The 21,900-nt window shown below is 53.7% G+C and carries 20 protein-coding genes and 1 tRNA gene; 5 read left to right on the top strand and 16 right to left on the bottom strand.

The annotated features are described in order from the left end of the window. Nucleotides 1-27 precede the first annotated feature (27 nt). The 3 genes from A4S02_RS04185 to A4S02_RS04200 all read right to left on the bottom strand — a co-directional run bounded on the left by A4S02_RS04185 (nucleotide 28) and on the right by A4S02_RS04200 (nucleotide 3,171). Nucleotides 28-1,467 carry a TolC family outer membrane protein gene (locus A4S02_RS04185; RefSeq protein ID WP_019090314.1) on the bottom strand — a complete coding sequence of 480 codons (1,440 nt, stop codon included), beginning with the start codon at nucleotides 1,465-1,467 and terminating at the stop codon, nucleotides 28-30. A gap of 133 nt (nucleotides 1,468-1,600) precedes the next feature. Next, nucleotides 1,601-2,355 (bottom strand): IS5 family transposase gene (locus tag A4S02_RS14775; RefSeq protein WP_087651418.1). Its coding sequence is split into 2 segments (ribosomal slippage): nucleotides 1,601-2,016 and nucleotides 2,016-2,355, totalling 756 coding nucleotides; the frame shifts between segments, so codons are not numbered across the junction. A gap of 75 nt (nucleotides 2,356-2,430) precedes the next feature. Further along, nucleotides 2,431-3,171 carry a protein-L-isoaspartate O-methyltransferase family protein gene (locus tag A4S02_RS04200; protein ID WP_228142443.1) on the bottom strand — a complete coding sequence of 247 codons (741 nt, stop codon included), beginning with the start codon at nucleotides 3,169-3,171 and terminating at the stop codon, nucleotides 2,431-2,433. 153 nt (nucleotides 3,172-3,324) lie between these two features. On the opposite strand from A4S02_RS04200, the gene A4S02_RS04205 reads away from it, so the two are divergent. From A4S02_RS04205 to A4S02_RS04215, 3 genes are all read left to right on the top strand, one after another. Beyond that, a tRNA-Cys gene (locus tag A4S02_RS04205) sits at nucleotides 3,325-3,398 on the top strand. Between the two features lie 624 nt (nucleotides 3,399-4,022). Then, nucleotides 4,023-4,283: a hypothetical protein gene (locus tag A4S02_RS04210; protein WP_070323042.1), complete on the top strand. Its 261-nt coding sequence runs from the start codon at nucleotides 4,023-4,025 to the stop codon at nucleotides 4,281-4,283. A gap of 105 nt (nucleotides 4,284-4,388) precedes the next feature. Further along, entirely contained in the window at nucleotides 4,389-4,646 is a 258-nt protein-coding gene (locus A4S02_RS04215) for a hypothetical protein (RefSeq protein WP_228142444.1), read from the top strand. A 66-nt stretch (nucleotides 4,647-4,712) separates the two neighbouring features. Here A4S02_RS04215 and A4S02_RS04220 read toward each other — a convergent pair whose 3' ends face one another. Then, nucleotides 4,713-5,513, bottom strand: a complete 801-nt coding sequence (locus A4S02_RS04220; RefSeq protein WP_408736037.1) for an SDR family NAD(P)-dependent oxidoreductase — start codon at nucleotides 5,511-5,513, stop codon at nucleotides 4,713-4,715. Nucleotides 5,514-5,586: 73 nt separating this feature from the next. Here A4S02_RS04220 and A4S02_RS04225 point away from each other — a divergent pair, with 73 nt between their 5' ends. After that, the gene (locus A4S02_RS04225; protein WP_070323043.1) at nucleotides 5,587-6,735 is read left to right on the top strand and encodes a hypothetical protein; all 1,149 of its coding nucleotides are present in this window, start codon (nucleotides 5,587-5,589) and stop codon (nucleotides 6,733-6,735) included. Nucleotides 6,736-6,759: 24 nt separating this feature from the next. Here A4S02_RS04225 and thiL read toward each other — a convergent pair whose 3' ends face one another. Genes thiL through nrdR form a run of 3 tightly spaced genes read right to left on the bottom strand, consistent with a single transcriptional unit; the run spans nucleotide 6,760 to nucleotide 8,779 of the window. Beyond that, nucleotides 6,760-7,749, bottom strand: a complete 990-nt coding sequence (gene thiL / locus A4S02_RS04230; RefSeq protein ID WP_070323044.1) for a thiamine-phosphate kinase — start codon at nucleotides 7,747-7,749, stop codon at nucleotides 6,760-6,762. Then, entirely contained in the window at nucleotides 7,718-8,242 is a 525-nt protein-coding gene (nusB, locus tag A4S02_RS04235) for a transcription antitermination factor NusB (RefSeq protein WP_026019509.1), read from the bottom strand. Before nusB ends, thiL begins: the two co-directional genes overlap by 32 nt. A 60-nt stretch (nucleotides 8,243-8,302) precedes the next feature. Further along, nucleotides 8,303-8,779 (bottom strand): transcriptional regulator NrdR, encoded by a 477-nt coding sequence (gene nrdR, locus A4S02_RS04240; RefSeq protein WP_006115317.1) that lies wholly within the window; start codon nucleotides 8,777-8,779, stop codon nucleotides 8,303-8,305. 138 nt (nucleotides 8,780-8,917) lie between these two features. On the opposite strand from nrdR, the gene A4S02_RS04245 reads away from it, so the two are divergent. Further along, nucleotides 8,918-9,436, top strand: a complete 519-nt coding sequence (locus A4S02_RS04245; RefSeq protein WP_019090324.1) for a copper chaperone PCu(A)C — start codon at nucleotides 8,918-8,920, stop codon at nucleotides 9,434-9,436. Nucleotides 9,437-9,500: 64 nt separating this feature from the next. On the opposite strand, the gene glpK is transcribed toward A4S02_RS04245, so the two are convergent. From glpK to A4S02_RS04290, 9 genes are all read right to left on the bottom strand, one after another. Then, the gene (gene glpK, locus A4S02_RS04250) at nucleotides 9,501-11,000 is read right to left on the bottom strand and encodes a glycerol kinase GlpK (protein WP_070323045.1); all 1,500 of its coding nucleotides are present in this window, start codon (nucleotides 10,998-11,000) and stop codon (nucleotides 9,501-9,503) included. Between the two features lie 27 nt (nucleotides 11,001-11,027). After that, nucleotides 11,028-11,858 carry an MIP/aquaporin family protein gene (locus A4S02_RS04255; protein WP_082246745.1) on the bottom strand — a complete coding sequence of 277 codons (831 nt, stop codon included), beginning with the start codon at nucleotides 11,856-11,858 and terminating at the stop codon, nucleotides 11,028-11,030. A 45-nt stretch (nucleotides 11,859-11,903) separates the two neighbouring features. Then, on the bottom strand, nucleotides 11,904-13,424 hold the full coding sequence (gene glpD, locus A4S02_RS04260; protein ID WP_019090327.1) for a glycerol-3-phosphate dehydrogenase: 1,521 nt from the start codon (nucleotides 13,422-13,424) through the stop codon (nucleotides 11,904-11,906). 140 nt (nucleotides 13,425-13,564) lie between these two features. Continuing rightward, on the bottom strand, nucleotides 13,565-14,335 hold the full coding sequence (locus A4S02_RS04265; RefSeq protein ID WP_019090328.1) for a DeoR/GlpR family DNA-binding transcription regulator: 771 nt from the start codon (nucleotides 14,333-14,335) through the stop codon (nucleotides 13,565-13,567). Further along, nucleotides 14,332-16,212, bottom strand: coding sequence for a DNA helicase RecQ (gene recQ, locus A4S02_RS04270; protein WP_070323047.1), 1,881 nt, complete (start codon nucleotides 16,210-16,212; stop codon nucleotides 14,332-14,334). Before recQ ends, A4S02_RS04265 begins: the two co-directional genes overlap by 4 nt. 4 nt (nucleotides 16,213-16,216) lie before the next feature. Continuing rightward, a complete protein-coding gene (locus A4S02_RS04275; RefSeq protein ID WP_019090330.1) occupies nucleotides 16,217-16,594 on the bottom strand; it encodes an OmpA family protein in 378 nt (125 codons plus the stop codon). 76 nt (nucleotides 16,595-16,670) lie between these two features. Beyond that, nucleotides 16,671-18,365, bottom strand: a complete 1,695-nt coding sequence (gene cydC, locus A4S02_RS04280; protein WP_070323048.1) for a thiol reductant ABC exporter subunit CydC — start codon at nucleotides 18,363-18,365, stop codon at nucleotides 16,671-16,673. Nucleotides 18,366-18,367: 2 nt separating this feature from the next. Further along, nucleotides 18,368-20,092 (bottom strand): thiol reductant ABC exporter subunit CydD, encoded by a 1,725-nt coding sequence (gene cydD, locus A4S02_RS04285; RefSeq protein WP_070323049.1) that lies wholly within the window; start codon nucleotides 20,090-20,092, stop codon nucleotides 18,368-18,370. 92 nt (nucleotides 20,093-20,184) lie between these two features. After that, on the bottom strand, nucleotides 20,185-21,867 hold the full coding sequence (locus A4S02_RS04290; RefSeq protein WP_070324175.1) for a sensor histidine kinase: 1,683 nt from the start codon (nucleotides 21,865-21,867) through the stop codon (nucleotides 20,185-20,187). Nucleotides 21,868-21,900 lie beyond the last annotated feature (33 nt).

Raw genomic sequence — 21,900 nt, forward strand, 5'->3', positions numbered from 1 at the left:
CCTGCCCTTACCCTTGCTGTTCAGCTTTTAGCGTCCTGGCTGGCTGACCGCATAATCGTTCAGCCCCCATAGACGGTCTTTTACAGCGTTATAGTAAGCCTTGTCATCATAAAGAGGAACATTCAACTTGAGATCGGCTGCCGTAAGGCGGCCAATGGCGGCGGCAACGTTGTACGAAGTTAGCACCATATTGCTCAGGCTTTGTACAAGGGCCACCTGTGCCTGTAACAGAGTTTGCTGTTGCTGCAAGACTTCCAGCGTTGTGCTGGTGCCTACAATAGCCTGCCGTTCCACCCCATCAAGGGCCACGGTGCCTGCCTGAATAGCGGCGCGGTTACTGTTAATTGCGGCCTGATAGGCAACCAGTTTCTGCCAGTTTGAAACGGCATCCTGCGCGGCTGTTCTACGCTGCACATCAACTTCACGGTGTGCTGCTTGCGCCTGCTGCTTGGCCTGCCGCACGGCTGAATATTCTGAGCCACCCTGATAAACCGGGATATTGAAGTTGATGATGGCGTATTTGTTTTCGTCAATCTGGTTGTTCAGGCTTTGGTTAACCTGCCTGGAATAGGCTAGAGTGGCGGAAACTTTGGGCATGATTGCCGCCATTGCAACAGATACCGCATCTTTTTGAGAAGATTCGGTAAACAGTGCATTGATAACATCTGGATTGTTTTTAACCGCCATGGCGGCGGCCATTTGTTCATTTTTAACAGGCAATACCAGAGGCTGCGGCGGCACCAGATTAGGTGGCGGTGCCATGCCCACAATTTGCATATATGTGGCCTGAGCAGTCTGTAATGTGCCTTCAGATTGCTGGCGGGTAGCTTTGGCCGTTGCATAGGCAGATTCAGCCTGCGCGACGTCTGTGCGGGTAATTTCCCCCACACGGAAGCGTTCATTCGTTGCACGAAGCTGTTGCTGAAGCACGCGTTCGTTGTTGATGTTCAACTGTAAAAGCTGTTCATCCTCAATAACCGACACATATGCATTCACAACCTGCTTGAACACTTGCTGTTCAGCGGAAATCAGATGTGCACGTGCCGCCATAACTTTGTTGACAGCCTGATGCGTGGAGGCCGTGGTTTTGCCACCCGTATACAAAGGCTGGTTAACGCTTACGCCTGCCGTATAACCAGGGGTGTTATACTGACGAATATAGCCAGTAGAGGGCTGATCTGCCTCACCCTGATAATCGTTTACACCCTTATAGTATGTCAGGCCTACCGTACCGGTTACGGTGGGGCGCCAGCCAGCCAAAGCAGTTGGTACCTGCTCATCTGTGGCGCGTAAGGTGGCGCGCGCTTCCTGAAGGGTTGGATTTGTCAGATAGGCTGCGGCAAGCGCTTCCTGCAGCGTGTGTGGTACAAAGGTTGGCGAACCACTGCCATCGTATTTCTGTCCCCATGCAGTGGAACTGCATAGCACAACAGCCATACCTACCCCTGCTCCGCAAATACGCCGCATCTGATACTCCTGATTCAGTTACCGTATTGCCGCTTAAGGCACTGCTCATGCCACGATACTGAACCTATTTCTACAAATTTGTAATCAACTGCGACAGAATATCTTTCTAAAAGTTTATTTCTACGGCGTGTCGTCAGTTAAGCAGGATGATGATTGAGGCGAACTGCACGGCTGCGAGGAAGGTCGATTTCAGTTTATCGTAGCGGGTTGCGATAGCGCGAAACTGCTTGAGTTTATTGAAGAACCTCTCAACAAGGTTCCGTTCGCGGTAGAGAGAAAAATCGGTTTTCCGTCGTGTCGTTCTGTTGCGTTTTGGCGGGATGACCGGGGTAATCCCGCGCTGTATCAGCCGATCGATCAACCTGTCCGCGTCATACGCCTTGTCAGCAAGGAAAGCATCCGGTTCGATGTTTTCCAGAAGTGGTTCTGCCTGGGTGATATCGGCATCCTGTCCCGGTGTGATGCCGAGTTCCACTGGATTGCCCAGAGCGTCGCAGATGGCATGGATCTTTGTAGTTAGCCCGCCTCGTGATCGTCCGATGGCCTGATCCGTGCCCCTTTTTTGAGAGCTCCGGCACTATGCTGATGCGCTCGGACAATTGTGCTGTCGATCATCATGTATTCGTTGTCGTAATCAGCGGCCAGATAACGAAATATCCGTTCGATGACGCCGCTTTCACACCAGCGGCGCAGACGCCGGTGCACGTTTTTCCAGTCACCGAAACGGGCAGGAAGGTCGCGCCATGGAATACCCGCGCGATAGCGATACAGCACCGCCTCCACGAACAGACGGTTGTTCACCGCAGTGCCGCCGACATAGCCTTCTCGACCAGGAAGAAGATCCTTTATCCGCTCCCACTGGTCATCGCGTAAACTATAGCGCCGCATCTGTCTGTCTCCCCAAAAAAAACGGGAAAACAGTCAGCACACGCAGACACAAAGTACAACCCTCACGTGCCACTCTCAGGGCTTAACTGACGACACGCCGTAGAATTCAAAAGTAACGGGAGTGGAAAGATCTGGCAGTAGAGGTAGCTGTGTTTCAAAAAGGTTCGTGACAATGAAACTGGACGCACTTCCTGGCTCTCTCATGGCCACAAAAGCTTCGGCTAATCTGTTGGGGGCAGCCATTACCCCTGCCATGGTACCGGATGTACCCAGTTGAGCGGCACAAAAAGCGGGAAAACGCAGAATGGCGCCATTAAAATAAATGACATCATAAGGTGCAGTGCTTGCAGCCCCTTCGCTAAGGGGTGCGATTACCCATGAAACGTTAAGAGCTTCTTGCAGGCAAAAGTGTTGCCCTTGTTCAGCCAGGCGTGTGTTTGATTCAAGCGCAGTCACATTGGCGCCAAGAGCAGAAAAAAGTGCTGCCGTGTATCCGGTGGCGGCCCCCACAACAAGAACTCGCGCCTTTTCTACGGGCATAACGGCCTGCACAAGGCGCGCTGTAAGCAGAGGTTGCGGCAATACACGCCCCTGCCCCAAAGGAAGTGTCATATCTGCGTAAGCAGCGGATTGCTGGTCAGGCATAACGCAACATTCGCGGGGCAATTCCCGCATAACCGACAATAATGAGAGGTTTGTAATTTCTGAAGGGCGAAGTTGATCGTCCACCATTAGGTTACGTGCTATTTCCATATCTTTATCTTTTGGATACGGCATTGGGTAGGAATCCTGCTGTATTGCGGCTTGAAATGTCACGTTTTCCTATCCCTTGCAGTTAAGGTTTATGCCCTTTGCAATTCTAACCAGACCAAGGGCAAAACATTTTGTGACACACTGATTTAAAATTCGCACAACACAACGGCTTGACCAATGCGCCAGAACAGGAGATAAGGCACCCCATCACCCGATGGTCTGGTGGCAGAATGGTGATGCAGCGGACTGCAAATCCGCGAATGTGGGTTCGATTCCCGCCCAGACCTCCATCTCCCTACGAAGCTAAAAGACAATGCTTGACATTTTCCGCAGAAAATTGCGGTTGTCAGCTCTTATTCGTATGACATGGAATGACGCGGTAAGACTCTCAGAGATAAAAATTTGGGAGTGTTGCTACAGGTGTAGGGGTATCAGTGCGAACAGACGCAACAATCTGCTGCGCAAAGCTCCAAGATAAGTCCTACAAGTAGGCTGATTCGGAAGGGCTCTACCTGCGTGTAAGGCCAAAAGGAAATCGGCTATGGCGCTTGATGTATTATATTACGCGCAGGAAAAGCTGTTCTTACTCAGCGAACATCCCGAAATATTTTCGTCTGATACGAAAACTAAGGGAATGCTAGACACGCGCGCTAGCGCCTAAAAATTCATTTTGGTCACCGTAGAGCATCGCCTTCACACGGCGGGGTCACATGTTCAATCCCTGTCGTAGCCAACCACAATACTTGCAGTATTTATAAAAGCTGTCCTGTTGTGGGTATTGGGTACAATGTCCGTTCAGAAGTCTTCGGGTACTCTGCATATTTTGGGTGGTCTGGGGTGCAGGTAGAAGCGTTGCCTCTTGCGGCTGCTGCGTTCACATTCCCGCTGTCATAATTTTACAAAGGAATACTCTCGTGAGTAATGACACAACAGCACAGAATGGCGTTTTGCGTTCCGTTAAGGTGCAGAAGGACGGAAGCACCAAGGCAAAGCTGTGCTTTACAAAGCAGGACCAAAATATTGAATTTTCTGTAACAGTCACCCTGCCCCCAACCCCTGGTGCAAGTGCTGATGCTGCGTTTGTTGATACAGCAAACCTGCTGGGCCTGACCAAGGTTGCCATTCAGAAACTGGCAAAAGATCAGAACATCACGCTTCCAAATTTTGCGGAATAAAAGATACTGCGGGCAGCGAATCTGTAAAAGGTGCTGCTGCCCACATATCTTGGGTTCCGGTTTGCCGTGCCGGGTATAAACATTTCGCAAGAAAGGACTTGGCTTGTGCAGAAAAAATTTGCCGATGTTTTTCTGGAAAAAGTAGAACAGATAAACGCTGGGCGGACCATTTATGCCAGCGCAGGTGCGTTTTTATGTGTCTGTTTTATGTTGGGTTTGGCTAACCTGATTTGCCATTTCGGCCTGCATATTGATCTGGCTTATCTGGTGCGAGATCTTATTTTCATTATGGCATTTTATTTTTTCCTGCCTCCCCTTATCCTATGGGTTGGAAAAGGCAGGCTTCCGGGTGGAGATAATTAGGCTTTTTCTGCCCCATCAAGCTTGTGCTTCACTTTTTTGAAGCAGCACAAGCTCTCAGGAAAAAACTTATTGTCGCTCTTTTTGGCCGACAATCAGGCTGCGTAAAATACGTTCACGCAGGCATTGCGGCAGCAGTCGCTCAAGAACGCGAAGCACCCTAAACGGCCACGGAAAAATATAAACTTTCTTTCTTTTGGCAATGGTGCGGATAATACGGCGCGCAGCACTTTTAGCTGAAACCAGAAATGGGCGCGGCCCTTCCAGCCTGCGGCTCATGGGCGTGTCTATAAAGCCCGGCACAATCAGCGTGAGGCTTACACCTTTATCTCCCCACGCCAGACCAGCCGCACGCGCAAAAAAATCCAACCCACATTTGGAACTGCTATAGGCCGGAGAACACGGTAGCTCGTAAAACCCGGCTACCGAGCCAATAAGGGCAATATGCCCACCTCCATTGGAAATCATATTCTGGGCCGCGGCTGTGGCCAGAGCTACGGGCGTGGCATAATTCACCTGCGCAAGCTGCAATACCTTTTGCGGGTCTTCTGTCATGCTGTCCAATGGCTGTATGTCAGATAACCCAGCCCCAAGAATAACCAGATCAGGCTTATGGTCAGCATAATCGGCCTCAAACGCCGCCAGAGCGGCTTCACCATCACACAGATCAATCTGGCGGGTAAAAACAGCAGAGCCACGTGCGCAACACGTAGTGGCAATTTCTGTCAGACGTTCAGGGTTTCTACCCCATAATATCAGGGTTCGGCCCGGCCGTGCGTAGCGTTTGGCCAGTTCCATTCCAATTCCGCCGGTGGCCCCAGTAAGCAGAACAGAGCGTGCGGTGTGTTTTCCGTTCGCAACAACTTTCACACTTTTCCCTTTCCCAATGCTGCGTAATAAGGCATCACCCACTGGCTTTTGGCTTTCACACAACGGAGTGGCAATGTCTTCCCCCACTCAGATTACGGTTACACCTGTTTCGGGTTCACGCCAGCTTTCTCTCTTTATAAAACTTCCACGCCTTCTTTACGATGGCTTGCCGAGTTATGTGCCTTCTTTAGATATGGAGCAGCGGGATATTTTTTCACCCACGCATGCCCCATTTTTTGAGCACGGCTTTGCTTGTTATTTTCTGGCGTGGCGGAATGGAAAGCCCATTGGGCGTATATCTGCCCAGATAGACGCCTTGGCTCTTAAGCAGCCCGGCCCGCGTACTGGCTTTTTTGGCGCGCTGGATACGCTGGAGCCTGAATGTGTAGCCCCATTGCTTGAAGCCGCCGCGCAATGGCTGAAGCTGCGCAAAATTGAGCGCATACGTGGCCCGTGGACACTGAATAGCAATGGTGAATCCGGGATTATGGTGGAAGGGCAGGATGAGCCCCCCATGATTGGCATACCGTGGCACCCCAAAACTCTTGGCCCTGCGGTTGAGGCCGCTGGGTTTAAGCGTGCTGTGGATTTGCTGTCTTACCGGATGGAAACCAGTCCTTCTGCCGAACGTGCAAACCAGATACCTGCCAATATTCGGCAGCGTCTGGGGGCTATCACCATGCGCGGGCTACGTAAGGACAAGGTAAATGAAGACGCCGAAATCCTGCGCGAAATCTATAATGACGCGTGGTCTGATACATGGGGGAATATTCCACTTACGCAAGATGAGGTGAAAAGCCTGCTCAAGGCGCTTAAGCCCATTTTGCGGCCAGAACAGTATGTGCTGGCTGAAGTGGCCGGAGAACCCGCAGCCATTGCGCTGGTTATTCCCAACATGTTTGATATCAGTGGTGATCTGGGTGGTGCGCCCTCTCCGCTTGGCTGGCTCAAGCTGGCTTCACGCGTGGTCAGCCATGATTTCCGGTCTGCGCGTGTTGTGCTGCTGGGTGTGCGCAAAAAGTACCTCGCCACCGCCCTGCGCGCCATGCTCCCTGCCCTGATTATTGATGAGTTGATGAAGCGCGGCCACGTGCTGCCTTATCGCAGCATTGAGCTTGGTTGGGTGCTGGAAACGCATGAAGGCCTGCGCAAGCTGATTGAGCGCATTTCTCCCACGCCTTACAAACGGCACCGGATGTACGAAAAACTTTTGACGGAATAAACCGCGCTCTGGCGGGTGGAACGCCTAAAGGTGGCTCCACCCGTGGGAACGGAATTGCAGGTTTTTGCCTGCGCTATCCAGAACCGTTACGCCTGTAGATTCCCGCGTAAATTCCCCTATACGGGTTACTTTTACGGGACCACAGACAGTATCTAACGCGCCTTTTTTTAGCAGCGCAGATTCGTGCTGAGCAGGGACGACAAATAAGATCTCATAATCATCACCGCCAGTCAGGCAGGTTTCCAGCCATTTTAGGCCGGCTTGGCGGGCTGCGTCTGATAGAGGCACTGTATCTGCGTGGATTGTCACATGCAGTGTGTTTTCACGCGCAAGATGCCCTGCATCCTGTAGCAAACCGTCTGAAATATCCATGGCGGCAGAGGCTAGGCCATATAAGGGCAAACCAATACGGGGCTGCGGCAGACGGTAACGCTGTGCCAGATATCCGGATGGATCAGATATTTCACCCTGAAGGGCACGTAAGCCTAAGGCGCCATCACCAATGGTGCCAGTAACCCATAAACCATCGCCTGCCTGCGCGCCTTGTCGGCGGATGGCTTGCCCCGGTAACACAGAGCCCAGAATGGTTAGGGATAACACCAGTGGGCCACGGGTGGACGTGGTATCACCCCCTAGTAGCTGAAGCCCAAATTGCTCCTGATCCGCTTTCAGCCCCTTGCAGAACTGCGCTACCCACTGTTCGGTAATATGAGGCGGTCGTGCAAACGTAAGCAGCCAACCTTCCGGGCGGCTGCCCATGGCAGCCAGATCAGATAAATTGCAGCGTAGCAGCTTGCGGCCAATGGTTTCTGGTGGATCATCTGGCAGAAAGTGAACATTTTCCACCATGCCATCCGCTGCAATCACTAACTCCCGCCCTTCTGGCGGCGTAAAAACAGCGGCATCATCCCTTAATTCAAGGGCAGCAGCACCAGCCAGAGCAGAAAAGTGCTGCCGGATAAACGCAAATTCCTGCGGCAGATCAGTCTGGCTGCTGGGTTTGTTCTGTATCATGGTCTCGTTCAGCCGCCAGACGTTTGAAAAGCGTATCCAGAACGCCGTTCACAAGGCGCGGTTCGTCACCAGAGAAGAACGCATGGGCCACGTCCATGTATTCATTGATCAGCACGGGAGCAGGCGCATCGCCCTCTGTTGCTTCTGCTGCGGCAGCTAAAAGCAATGCGCGCAATACGGGGTCCAGCCGTGCAATAGGCCATGTTTCTGGAAGCGTTTTTTCAACTTCCTGCGTAACCTGCGTGCGAATGGAGGTTACTAGCCGTACAATATGGCTGAAAAGCTGCGTATCGGCTTCTGGAATGCAACCATCTTCATAGCTTGCACCATCCAGCGTTGTGCCAAACCGATGGACCAGAAACTGCTCAATAACGTTTTCTGGGCGGTCTCCATTCTGGTCAATCTGGAACAGGGCCTGCACAGCGGCAACGCGTGCTGCCGTGCGGGGCCGTTGCGCCCCTTTCAAACGGGGTTCATCCTGTAGTTCTGTCATCCATCCCTCCTGCCCGGCAGTTGCAAAGCCGGGTTTCATGGCGCTTTTCTGTTCTAAGGTCTAGTCTTTTCCGGGGGCTGGTGCGCCACCTGATTCCATAAGGTTCAGAATTTCCGAAAAATCCTTGGCTTCCGTAAAATCGCGGTACACGCTTGCAAACCGCACATATCCAACGCCATCCACTTCCTTAAGGGCATCCATGGCCAGTTCACCAATGCGGGTGGATGTCACCTCGGTTTCCCCGTTTCCTTCAAGCTGGCGCACAATGCCGGTTACAATCTGCTCAATCTGTTCTTCGGAAACAGGGCGTTTGCGCAGGGCAATGCGGATGGAGCGTGCAATTTTTTCCCGGTCAAAGGGGGCGCGCCTGCCATCGTTTTTCACCACAACCAGTTCACGCAGTTGCACGCGTTCTACTGTGGTAAAACGCTGCCCGCAGGACAGGCATGCACGCCGCCGCCGAATGGCCAGCCCTTCCTCATTGGGGCGACTGTCCTTGACCTGACTATCTGGGTTCCCGCAAAAAGGGCAACGCATGGTGGTATCAACCTTCCCTCAGGCGCATTTTTGGCTGGCGTTTTCTGTTGTTAAAAGAGCGCGTATGTAAAGGCACCACTTATTTCTTTTGGGCCGTTTCGTCCATACCATGTGGCGGTCCATCTGGATGGAGAAATTATGAAACGCAGCCATTTTGCTGTTCTGTTCTGCGCAGCTCTTTCTTGTTCAACCTATGCCGTGCCGCGGGCATGGGCCGATAATCAGCCTCCTCTGCCCGTTTTGCCCGAGCAGGCGGATGCTCAAAAAGATATTACCATATTTGATACATCTCTGCATCTGGCACCGGAAGGAGAGCCTGCAACGGTTTATTTTGCTCTTTCCAATGCCAGTGAAACAGCGCACCTGCTTACGGGAGTAAGTTCCCCTGTGTGCCAGAAACTGGTCGGGCACCATGCCGATCAGGAAAGTACAGGGGGCACCCGAGTGCTGTTCACCCACCTTGCCCTACCGGGCAATTCCACACTGGTGTTTCCGCCGGGTGGATATCATCTGCTCTGCTTTGGGCTTTCTAACAATGTGCGCGCCAATCAGAATGTGCAGTTTACATTTACATTTATGGGTGGGTCTTCAAAAACTGTATCTATTCCTGTTCAGGATGCAGGCACAGATGCAGAAAGTGATCATAAACCAGACTGATCACGTCTTATTTCAGCAAAGCGCAGTTCTGGCAGGAAAGTGCTTCCTGCCAGAAACTTTAGGTTCAGTTGCCTGTATAGGTGCTAAGGGTGCGCTTAACCGCCTGATGCCATCCGGCAATCATGGTGCGGCGCTGTTCATTTTCCATTTTAGGTTCAAACAGAGAGCCCCGAGCCCATTCGGAAGCCACAGTCTGCTCGCTATCCCACACACCTGTTGCAATGCCTGCCAGAAAGCCTGCGCCCAGAGCAGTGGTTTCCACGTTGCGTGGGCGTTCCACCTTGGCCTGCAGCATGTCTGCAAGAAACTGGCAGTACCAGTCATTGGCAGACATGCCGCCATCTACGCGAATGCTATCTGTGGTGCCACCGCCATCCTGCATCATGGCTGTAACCAGATCGAGCGTCTGATAGGCCACGGATTCCAAAGCTGCACGGGCAATATGCGCAGCACTTGAATCCAGCGTAAGGCCGCAGATAAGCCCACGTGCGTCCGGATCCCAATGCGGGGCGCCTAGGCCCACAAAGCCCGGCACCATGTAAACACCGTGGCTGTCTGGCACACGTGTGGCCATATCATCGGTTTGAGATGCATGGGTGATCAGATGCAACCCATCACGTAGCCACTTGATGGCTGCACCAGCCACAAAAATGGAGCCTTCCAGCGCATAGGTGGTTTTGCCATTAATACGATAGGCAATGGTGGTGAGCATGCGGTTGCGTGATGTTACGGGTTTATCCCCCGTATTCAGCAGCAAAAAGCAGCCCGTACCGTAGGTGGCCTTGGCCATGCCGGGTGTAAAACATGCCTGCCCCACTACAGCGGCCTGCTGATCCCCTGCAATACCTGCAATAGGAATGGGCCGACCGAACAGTTCCGGCACGGTTTCACCATAAATGCAGCTACTATCTTTTACTTCTGGCAGAAGTGCCGCAGGTACGCGGAAAAGGCGCAGAAGGTCTTCATCCCACTGTTGGCGATGGATATCAAACAGCATGGTGCGGGATGCGTTGGTGACATCCGTTGCATGTACCTTGCCGCCTGTCAGGCGCCACAGAATGAAGGAATCAATGGTGCCAAAAGCCAGTTCACCTTTTTCTGCGCGCTCGCGGGCCTGAGGTACGTTATCCAGCAGCCATGCCAGCTTGGTGGCAGAAAAATATGGGTCAATCAAAAGCCCGGTGCGTTCGCGCACCAGTGTTTCTGCGCCTTCATCACGCAGTTTCTGGCATACATTGGCTGTGCGCCGATCCTGCCAAACAATGGCGCGATGGATAGGCTTGCCTGTGGCGCGTTCCCATACCACAATGGTTTCGCGCTGGTTGGTAATGCCAATGCCTGCCACCCGATCTGCCGCGCCAGATTTTTCCAGCGCTGTGCGTGCGGTGTTAACGACATCTTTCCAGATATCTTCCGGGCAGTGTTCTACCCAACCAGCCTTGGGGTAATGCTGTGCAAACTCCTCTCTGGCGGCGGCGAGTTCCTGCGCATCACGATCAAAGACAATGCTGCGTGTTGATGTCGTTCCCTGATCAATAGCCAGGACACAGTCTTGCTTATTCATTAAGGAGTATCCTTCTGCGTGTTGCGGTCAGTCTGCCGCCGTCGTGGTCACCCGGGCCCTTGCGGGCATAAATGGGCAGAGAAGTGTCTGGTAAAGTGTGGCACCCACTAAACCGCCCGCCATGGGGCCAGCAATAGGCATCCACCAATAATTGCCGGGGGAAGGAAACGCAGCACGTCCCCATCCTGCAACAAAACAGAAAATGCGCGGCCCAAGATCTCGCGCAGGGTTAAGGGCCCAGCCTTCCAGAAAGCCGGAAGATGCGCCCAGAACGGCCACCAGCAAGCCAATAATTAGCGCACCAGAATTAGCCTGTGGGGCCACGGTATTGTATTCACAGGTAATAGCAAAAATACCCAGCACCAAAATGGCGGTCAGAATAACCTCATTCATCATGGCATGAATTGGGGTTACAAAATCACCGGGATGGGTAAAGAAAACGCCAGAAGCTGCGCCATCATTCACCCAATCCAGATGATTGGCGAGCGCATAATGCTGGATAACAGAGCCGTACAGGGCATACACAAGCGAGGCACCTAAAAAGCCGCCACCAACTTGCGCCACCCAGTAAGGCACAACTTTTTTCCAAGAAAAACCACGGTAGCATGCCAAAGCCAGCGTAACGGCTGGGTTGGCATGCGTGCCCGATACAGAACCAGTGACATAGATGGCCAGCGTAACGGCTAGCCCCCATGTAATGGCAACACCCCAGTAAGCCTGCTTGTAGGGGCTGGGATCATACAGCGAGAACATTGCTGCCACTGAATCCCCAATAGTCACTATAATCATAACAGCCAGACATTCGGCTATCATTTCCCCAAGCAGGGCTTTTCCTGTTTTTTCCATGACCTTCCTCATTATTATTTTTCTTGTTGGAAAGGACGTATCTATGGTTCTCAGATATCAGGCAAGTTTCTTCCCGACATATGCTTCAACATTGGCTTTTTCTGCATCGTTCAGATGCAGACCCAGCTTGCTGCGGCGCCACAGAACATCTTCTGCTGAGCGCGCCCATTCGCGAGAAATCAGATAATCTACTTCACGCGATGTCAAGTCACCGCCCAGCACATCGCCCATATCCTGCATGCTATTGGCCTCGCCAATAATTTCGTAGGTCCGGCTGCCATAATTGCGCATCAGGCGCCATGCAAGACCTTCTGGCAACCACGGTGCCGTGCGGCGCAGGCGTGCCAGAGCCTGATCAAACCCGCCATCACCTAAGTCACCACCGGGCAAAACTTCTTGTGCAGTCCAGCTCTGGCCACCTACTGCGGGCAGAACAGGTGCCAGTTTCTCCAGCGCGTGTTCGGCAAGCTTGCGGTATGTGGTGATCTTGCCGCCAAAGATGGAAAGCAGCGGTGCACCATCCTGCGTATCCAGATCCAGAACGTAATCACGCGTTACCGCAGAGGCGTTGGCAGAGGCATCATCATACAGCGGGCGCAGGCCAGCGTAGCTCCATACCACATCGCTTTCTTTCACCTGCACGTTCAGATAGCGGTTTACGCTTTCACACAGGTAAGTCACTTCATCGGGCGCGATTTCCACTTTGCCCGGTTCCTGCTTCCACGGAATATCGGTGGTGCCGATCAGCGTGAACTTCTGTTCATACGGAATAGCGAACACAATACGCTTATCCGGGTTCTGGAAGATGTAAGCCTGTGGGCCTTCATACACGCGTGGCACAATAATGTGGCTGCCCTTGACCAACCGAACAGATTTGGAATTCGGGATCTTCAGCGTATCGGCCAGCAGGCGCGCAACCCATGGGCCAGCAGCGTTGACCAGCGCCTTGGCGCGCACAGTTGTGGTTTTACCGGTTGAGCGGTCTTCCAGTGTGGCTTCCCACACGCCGTTGGCACGGCTGGCGGCAATCAGGCGTGTGCGTGTGCGCACATCTGCACCGCGCTCTGCGGCATCCATGGCGTTCAGCACCACAAGCCGGCTGTCCTGCACCCAACCATCGGAATACACAAAGCCTTTGGTGTATTCCGGCTTTAGAGCCGCACCAGATGAATGCGTGCGGAAATCAATGCCGCGAGACTTGGGCAGTGTCATGTTGGAAGCAAGGTGATCGTAAAGGAACAGACCAGCCTTGAGCATCCATGCCGGGCGCACCAGCTTGGAATGCGGCAGCACGAACCGGAGCGGCCACATGATGTGCGGAGCCATCTTCAGCAGGCGTTCGCGTTCCATCAGGGCTTCGCGCACCAAGCGGAATTCGTAATATTCCAGGTAACGTAGGCCGCCGTGAATCAGCTTTGTGCTGGAAGATGATGTATAGCTGGCAAGGTCATCCTGTTCCACCAGCAGAACAGAGGCACCACGGCCAACAGCATCTCGTGCGATGCCTGCGCCGTTTACCCCTCCTCCAACAATGAGCAGATCATAAATGCGGGCGGGAGATGCAGTAGGTGTGGTCATGGTTTCTTCCGGTTTCGGTCAGAACGCAAACTTCTGTCTTTTATTCGTATTCGAAAAGAAAACGCAAGAAGAATGGCGTCAATATGGCCATATGGCGGTTTTTAACGGCCCTTCCCGCTTTCCTTTACGAAAATAATGGCTCATGGCTGTGCAATATGCAGTTTTACATCATGTTCTTTTAGCAGGGTGCGAATGCCCGCTGGCGGTGGTTGATCGGTATAAAACGCGTTAACCTGAGTAATGTGCCCTACGCGTGCCATGGGTCTGCGGCGGAATTTGGTATGATCTGCTAATAAAAAAACGGTGCGCGCATTGCGTAGGATAGCCTGCGCTGCGTTAATTTCATCGGCATCAAAATCCAGCAATGTGCCGTCTTCATCTATGCCGCTAATGCCTATAACGCCAAAATCTGCCCGGTATTGCTCAATCATGGCGGCGGCTGTGGGGCCGACTATGCCACCATCACGCAGGCGCACATGCCCGCCTGTAATAATCAGGCTACATTCAGGAGCGGGAGCCAGAAGCGTTGCCACATGAATATTGTTGGTAATAACCCGTAGTGCCTTATGGGTGCGGAGAGACTGGGCAAAGGCTTCTGTGGTTGTACCAATGTTGATGAAAAGCGAAGCCCCGTTGGGAATAGCCTGTGCGGCATCACGCCCAATGGCTTCTTTTTCACGCAGGTTCAGGATCTGCCGATCGGAATAGGAAATATTTTCTGAAGGCGAAAGAGAGCTTGCTCCACCATGATGACGTGCCAGAAGCCCCTGTGCAGCCATGGTGTTAACGTCTCGCCGCACGGTTTGCACCGTAACATTGAGTTCACGTGCCAAATCTTCACTGGTTGCATAGCCATGCTGCTGCACCAGCTTGAGAATACGAAACCGACGTTGTTGCACTGCCTGAGTCATGCCTGCGCTGTTTCAAGAACCTCCAGCACGGCTTCTCCGTACCGTTCCAGCTTGGAGCGCCCTACCCCTTTGATATCGCCCAGTTCATCCAAGTCTGAGGGTTTTTCCATGGCGATATCGCGCAACACGGAATCATGGAAAATAACGTAAGGCGGAATTTCCTGCTCCTGCGCTTCTTCCCGACGCCATTGGCGCAGTGCATCAAACAGGGCTTTACTGTCTTCTGTAAGGGCGATGCCTGCGCTTTGGCTGCCGCGATCTGATAAACGGCTGGTTGTTTCCACTACAGGATCTGCCCGCAAGTGAATTTCTTCTTCCCCACGTAAAATGGGGCGGGCAACATTCTGGTTTAAAATCAGGCCACCGTATTGGCCCTCTGTGCGTAAGGCTCCACGGGCAATAAGCTGGCGCACTACACCACGCCAGAATTGCTCGCTTTTATCCTTGCCGATGCCCCATACGGTCAGCTTTTCATGCCCACTCCGCGTAATGGCTTCTGTGGTTTTGCCGCGCAATACACCGATAACATGCAGTGCACCAAAACATTGCCCTGTGCGATACACAGCAGAAAGCAGCTTACGAGCGGCTTCGGTGCCATCAAATGTCAACACCGGGTGTAGGCAGTTATCACAATGGCCACAGGGTTCGGCCAGTTCCTCACCAAAACAGTGCAGTAAGGCACGGGTACGGCAGCCTGTGGTTTCGGTCAGCGCGATCATGGCTTCCAACCGGCTGCGCATAATCCGCTTTTCGCTTTCTGGTGCGGCAGATTGATCTAGCCAGTAGCGGGCACGGGCCATGTCTTCCCCGCCGTAAAGCAGAAGTGTGTCAGACGGCAGGCCATCGCGCCCGGCTCGGCCAATTTGCTGGTAATAGGCCTCTGGTGAGGATGGCATATCCAAATGCACAACGGCGCGTACGTCTGGCCTGTCTATACCCATGCCAAAGGCAATAGTGGCCACAATAACAAGGGGTTCACCAGAACGAAACCGCAGCAATGCGGCGCGTTTTTCTATGGGGGAAAGCCCCGCGTGATAGGCCAAGGCGGGCCACCCACGTTCACGCAGAGAAGCGGCCATGCGCTCTGTACGGGCACGGCTGCCGCAATACACAATGCTGGCGGCATCCTTATGCCGCTCCAGTGCTGTAATAAGCTGGCGCGTTTCAGACGCTTTGGGCTGTACGGAAATATTGAGGTTAGGCCGGTGAAAGCTGGAAACCAGCACTTCAGCGTGCGGCATATCCAGCGCTACCAGAATATCTTCTCGCGTGCGCTCATCTGCTGTGGCGGTAAGGGCAATGCGTGGCACATGCGGAAAATGGCGCGGCAGTGCTGTAAGTGCGCGATATTCTGGCCGGAACTCATGCCCCCATGCAGAAATGCAATGCGCTTCATCAATAGCAATAACCGAAAGCGGTATGCGCACCAGCCGGTCTAGCGTGCCAGATGAAAGGAGCCGTTCTGGGGAGATATACAGCAGGTCTATCCGCCCATTTGCCAGATCGGAGCGGATTTTGGCGGCTTCATCCCCTTCCAGTTCAGAATGGAGGGCAGCGGCATTGATGCCAAGCTGGCGCAGGCCCGCAACCTGATCATCCATCAAAGCAATAAGGGGGGAAATAACCAGCCCCATGCCTTCGCGGCAGAGGGCGGGTATTTGGTAACAGACACTTTTGCCGCCGCCGGTGGGCATAAGCACCAGTGTATCTCTGCCTTCCATAACGCATTCAACAGCTTGCGTTTGAAGGCTGCGGAAACCCGGAAAGCCAAAAACTGCCTGCAGAACTTCCTGCGGCGGTTTGCCAGCAAACCGGTCTCGTTCCAGCCTGCTATGTGAAAACTGAGAGGGCGTGGATATGGAGCCGGTTTCTGTCATTCTATCAGGGGTTGGCCAGTTCGATCTCCACACGGCGGGAGCCAACCTGCATGCCTTCGCTGCTGGAAGGTGCGCGTGGGGTTTGGGCGATATGATCACCCGCTACGCCATCTTCGCTCAACTGCTGGGCAACAGCCTTGGCGCGCTGAATGGCCAGAAGGGCATCGGCAGAAAGATCAGGCCCTGCATGTGCGTAACCTTCCACCTTTACGATGCGGGAAGGATGCTTTCTGGATTCGTCTGCCACCTGCAACAGGACATTGCGAGCATTGTCATCCAGCTCTGTTGAACGAGCAGAGAAGAAAACCACGTATTTGCGTGGTGCATTGCCAGCACAGGCAGCCAGAAGGCAGAGACCAGCAACAGGAAGCAAGCGGCGCATATAAAATGTCCTAATCAAGATATGTCATTATTTCCTAACAGGTGCCCTGCTGGGGCCGTTACGTCAACATATTTGCTTATGCAACGGCGGCCTTGGCAATTCCGGCAGAAAGCCGCCAGATACGGTCCAGCTTTTCCACACCTGTCAGGCGGTGCGCAATAAGGATAACCGTACGGCCTTCTGTAACGGTATTGAGTGTGCGCAGGAATTCTTGTTCGGTCTGGGCATCCAGCCCGGTGGCAGGTTCATCCAAAATCATGATAGGGGCTTGCGTTAGCAATGTGCGGGCCAGTGCAATACGCCGCCCCTGCCCGCCAGATAGCCGAACACCGCCTTCACCCAGCCACGTATCCAGTCCTTCTGGCAGGTTACGTACCACATCTGCAATGGCGGCTTCTTCCAACGCCTGCCACAGGTCTTCTTCCGTGGCATCTGGGCGGCCCAGCAGCAGGTTAGCGCGGATGGTATCATCAAACAGATGGGTGGCTTGGGAAAGCCACGCGATACGTTGGCGCAGAGAGTCTGCCTTAATATGGGAAATATCTTCTCCACCCAGTGTAATTGTTCCGGCTTCTGGGGTGGCAGCTTTAAGGAGCAGAGCCGCAAGACTGGATTTGCCCACGCCTGATGGCCCCAGAATAGCCACACGTGCACCGGCAGGAATATCCAGCGTAAGGCCATCAAACACCCAAGGGCGATTTGCAGCCCAGCGGAATTTTACGCCTTCTATATGAATATGAGTGTCTAGTGGTGCATCTGTCTGTTCAGAGGCTGGAATGGTGATGGCAGAAGGCTGTTCAGCCACTTCTACCACGCGGCGCGCTGCGGCCCCCATTGCGCCAGCCTGCAGCCCGGCGCGGGTTAATGCAGCGGCACTTTCAAAAGCTGCAACGGTTAGGAACAGAACGCCCACACCTTCAAGGGCAGGAATATGTTCTGCAAATAGCCCGCCAATGCTCAACAGCACGGCAAACACGGCAATCTGTCCAGCCAGAAAGGCCATGGCATTGGCAAAAGCAGCCCGCCGAGCCAGACGGAGTTGATCTTGCAACAGCGCAGCATCTGCCGCCTGCACACGTGCCAGCATACGGCCTTCTGCGCCAAAAGCACGGATTTCACGCAGACCACCTACTAGATCCAGCACCGTAATGCGCAAATGCGCCAAATGATGCACAATCTGGCTGGCTGATGCGCGGCTGGAACGCGCAATCATCCAAGGCACTACAAAGGCAGAGCAGGCAAACAAAAGCCCCACAACAAGGCCCAGCAGCATACTGGCATGGCCCGCAATAATAACGAGAGCCGGAAATGTAACGCAGGCACAGATAAGCGGCATTACAATACGCAGGTATAGCCCATCTAGCGTTCCAATATCTGAAACAAGACGGGAGAGCATATCCCCTGCCCGGCGGAAACCCAGGCCGGCAGCCGCGCCCTGTGCGAGAGAGCGGAAAAACCATACACGCAAATCAGCCAGCGCGCGGAACATGGCATCATGTGCGAACAGGCGTTCTGCATAACGCAAGATTACTCGACCTGCACCAATCCAGCGCAAGGCGGTTGTGGCAATAACAATTTCACCCATAACGCAACCGGCCAGACGCAGCCCGGAGGTTTGCATGAGCGCTAGCCCAAAAGCCAAAGCTAGCAGAGCCAGAACAATGCCACCCGCAAGGCGAATACCCTGTTTGCGCCAAAGTGCAAAAACGGTGCGTATAGCTTGCCAGTCTGTCAGTTCCCCTGTGGGGCGTGGGTTAGGGAGAGAGGTCATGCTCAGGCTGCTCCCTGTCGGCTGATAACGCGGCCACCGGCCAGATCTATACGGCGGCCTTTGAACATATGCACTGCGGCAGAATGCGTGGCCAGAATAACGGTGCGGCCTACGGCCAAGCGCTGCAGGCTTTCAAACACGCTTTTTTCTGTTGCCGGGTCCAGATGCGCTGTGGGTTCATCCAACAGCAGCACCGGGGCATTTTTCAGATAAGCGCGGGCAATGGCAATACGCTGGGCCTGCCCGCCAGAAAGACCAAACCCACCTTCCCCAATTCGGGTTTCAAGCCCTTCGGGCAGGCTGGGCAAGAACTGGTCAACCGCAGCAGATTTCAGTGCAGCCTGAAGTTCGGCATCACTGGCATCGGGTTTTGCAAACAGAATGTTCTCGCGCAGCGTGCCAGCAAACAGAACGGGTTTTTGCCCAATCCATGAAACCATGCGGGCCAGTGCGTCCGGCACAATACTATCCAGCGGCGCGCCGTTAAACAGCACGCGCCCAGTATCGGGCTGAATAAAGCCGAGCAGCAACTCCATGATGGTGGATTTGCCCGAGCCAGAAGCTCCCGCCAGAATCAGGGTTTCACCTGCAGGTACGGTAAAGCTGACATGATCTAGCGCCAGACCACGCGCTGGATCCCATGAAAAGCTGACATCATCGAAGGATACCATCACACCATTGGCGTTCACGGTGCGCGCGCCCTCCGGCGCAGAGCGTTCCTGAGCTTCAGGTAGTTCCAGAACGGCTGTAGCAGACCCTTGGGCGTGTGCCCGATCCTGATAGGCAAGAGCCAAACCACGCAAGGGCGCAAAAAATTCCGGCACAGCCAGCAGAACAAATAGCCCTGCTGTAACGGCATGCACCAATGCTGGAGCACTTCCCTCCGCCTGTAGGGCCAGAGCCTGCCGGCCATCCATAATGGCAATGGCAATAAGAGCAACAACCATGGCGCAGTCGATAGAGGCGGAAGACAGGAAGGCGACCCGCAGCACCTTCATGGTGCGCTGGCGCAGTTCTTCTGCGGCATCGCCCAGCTTACGTGTTTCATCTTCCGCACGGCCTGCCAGAACAATGGTGGCAATGCCTTTAACGCGGTCCAGAAAACGGGCTTGCAGGCGTGTCATGGCCAGAAACTGATTGCGGGAGGCCACAGCCGCCCCAATGCCGAACAAAGCCTGTCCGAAAGGTACAGCTATACCACATAGGCCCAAAACCAGTGCTGCATGTGGCTGCACAAAGGCTATGGGAATAAGAATGGCAACGGGTGCTGCAATCCATAGAATAGAGGCCGGGATCCAGCGGCCAAAAAAACCGTCTAGCGCTTCTACTCTATCCACAATGGTAGAGGCGAGCACACCACTATGCACACGGCGCAAAAGTGCAGGCCCACCTGTAAGAACAGAGGCCAGAACCTCTCCACGCAACCGGCGGCGTGCGGCAATGCCTGCACGTGCGGCACCTGTATCGGCCTGAACCATAACCAAAGCGCGTAGAATGGCCAGAACCGGAAAGGCCAGAAAAGGCCATACAGGCATAGGGCCGCCTGCGGCATCTGCCATCTTCCAGTTAACCAGGGCATGCCCCAGCACAACGGCCACACACCAGACCTGCCCTATACCGACAAGACTGGAGAGCAGCCCGGCTCCAACCACTGATCGCGCTGCCTGACGCCCCAGACGCGATTGTGTCCGTGTCCAGTTGCGGATTGCTGCTTTCTCGTTGCTCATAACACAAGGCTTTTATACCGACAGGCGCAAGACGCAAACAGTTTAGAAAGCCATCCCCCGCTGCAATCTGGGCATAGCGCGCATTTTTTGCCTTATTTTTTGATCTCTGACGGGTTTTCTGGCAGGCGCATCACCAGTGTATATTGCACGCCGCCTTCGCCTTGATATATCAGCGTGGCTTTGAGTTGGCGTGCAAATGCATGAATAAGTTTAAGCCCAATGCCTTGATGTACCGGCGGATCTTCCCACGCGCATCCCACGCCGTTATCTCCAACTTGTAAAGTAAGTTGCCCGTGGCTGCGGTGCAGGCGCACAAAAATAGTGCCTTTCTGGCCATCCGGAAAAGCATATTTAATGGAGTTGGTGATAATCTCCGTAACGATCAGCGCAAGTGGTACTGCCTGATCCGGGTCCATCCAAAAACTGTCTGAAATCACGTCCAGCGTAATGCGTCCAGATTCAGATTCTCCGGCAATGTGGAGTGTCTGCTCACAAAGCTCTTTCAGAAAGGCAGACATGTTCAGGCTGTTCAGGGCATCTTCTACATAGAGTGTTCGATGCAGTGTTGCCAATGCGCGAATTCTATCCCGCGCGAGGGCAAATTCAGCCCGTACCTCCGGGTGTTCAATCTGATTGGCCTGGAGGTTAAGCAAGGAGGCCACAATCTGGAGATTGTTCTTAACGCGGTGATGCACTTCCTTCATCAGCAGTTGCTTATGCGCCATTGCCTTTTTAAGCCGTGCCTCATGGCGAGAAAGGCGGCGTGTGGCACGCGTAAAAGCCTGCCCAAGACGTTGCAGTTCAAGCGGCATGGAGCGGGTAATGCGTGCATCAAAAATCCCTTCCATCTGCCATTTCTGCACGGAGTATGTGAGGCGGCGCAATGGGCCTATCAACACAATATTGGCGGCCAACGTAACGGCAACAAGCCCGATAACCAGCAGTAGCACCAACCCTACAATTTGAAGGATCATGGTATGCAGGGCATCAGATTCCATAGATGTGCGCTGGGTGGAAACAAGAATATCTGCACCACCTGCAATAGCGCCGAGTGCATAGCCCCCAAGGCCGGTGGGAAGCGTGATAATACTGCGCTCACTGTTTTCCAGCGCGTTTTTGAGTTCATGCACAATGGAAGATGGCGGAGATTGCCATCCGCAATCCGAGCATACAGGCAGCAATTGCCCATTATGCATAAGCAGCCATGCCTGTATGGGGTTGTCATCTTCTGCAAAAACCTGCCAGCCGGAGGCGCTGCCCAGATAGGCTCTTTGCCGAGATATCTGGAGAATACCCATAAGGTAACCATGTGCTTCAGGAAGGGCCAAAAAACCTGCGGGCACGGTGATACGCAAAAAAGCACCACCTTCCCCCGGTCCGCCACTGGTCTGCACAGCTTCAAGTAATGTGGAATGCACATCGGTTGGCGTGGAGAGTGCCCCTACCTCCGCACATCCCCGCCCTTGGGGAGAAACAGACTGTATGGGTTTTCCTTCATCATCCAACACGGAAAGAAAACAGTAGCGCTGCCCACTAATGGTTTCCATAAGCCGGAGAGCATGCACGATCTGATCTGGTGTTAGATCCATATGGCCTATGGTTTCAAGGGCGCTACGCAATCTGTCTGTATCGTGGCGGAATTGCAGGTCCAGCCGCATAATAGCGTTGCCAGCACGCTGCGCACTGCCAAGGGTAACTTCACGATAATTATGGAGAGCTAATACAGCGCCAATGGCAATAACAGGAACAGCCGAAAGGCAGATCAGCAGCCGCATCCGTGCGCTTGTGGTGCTGAAAATACGCCCTAA

The organism is Acetobacter ascendens, from assembly GCF_001766235.1.
Lineage (GTDB): Bacteria > Pseudomonadota > Alphaproteobacteria > Acetobacterales > Acetobacteraceae > Acetobacter > Acetobacter ascendens.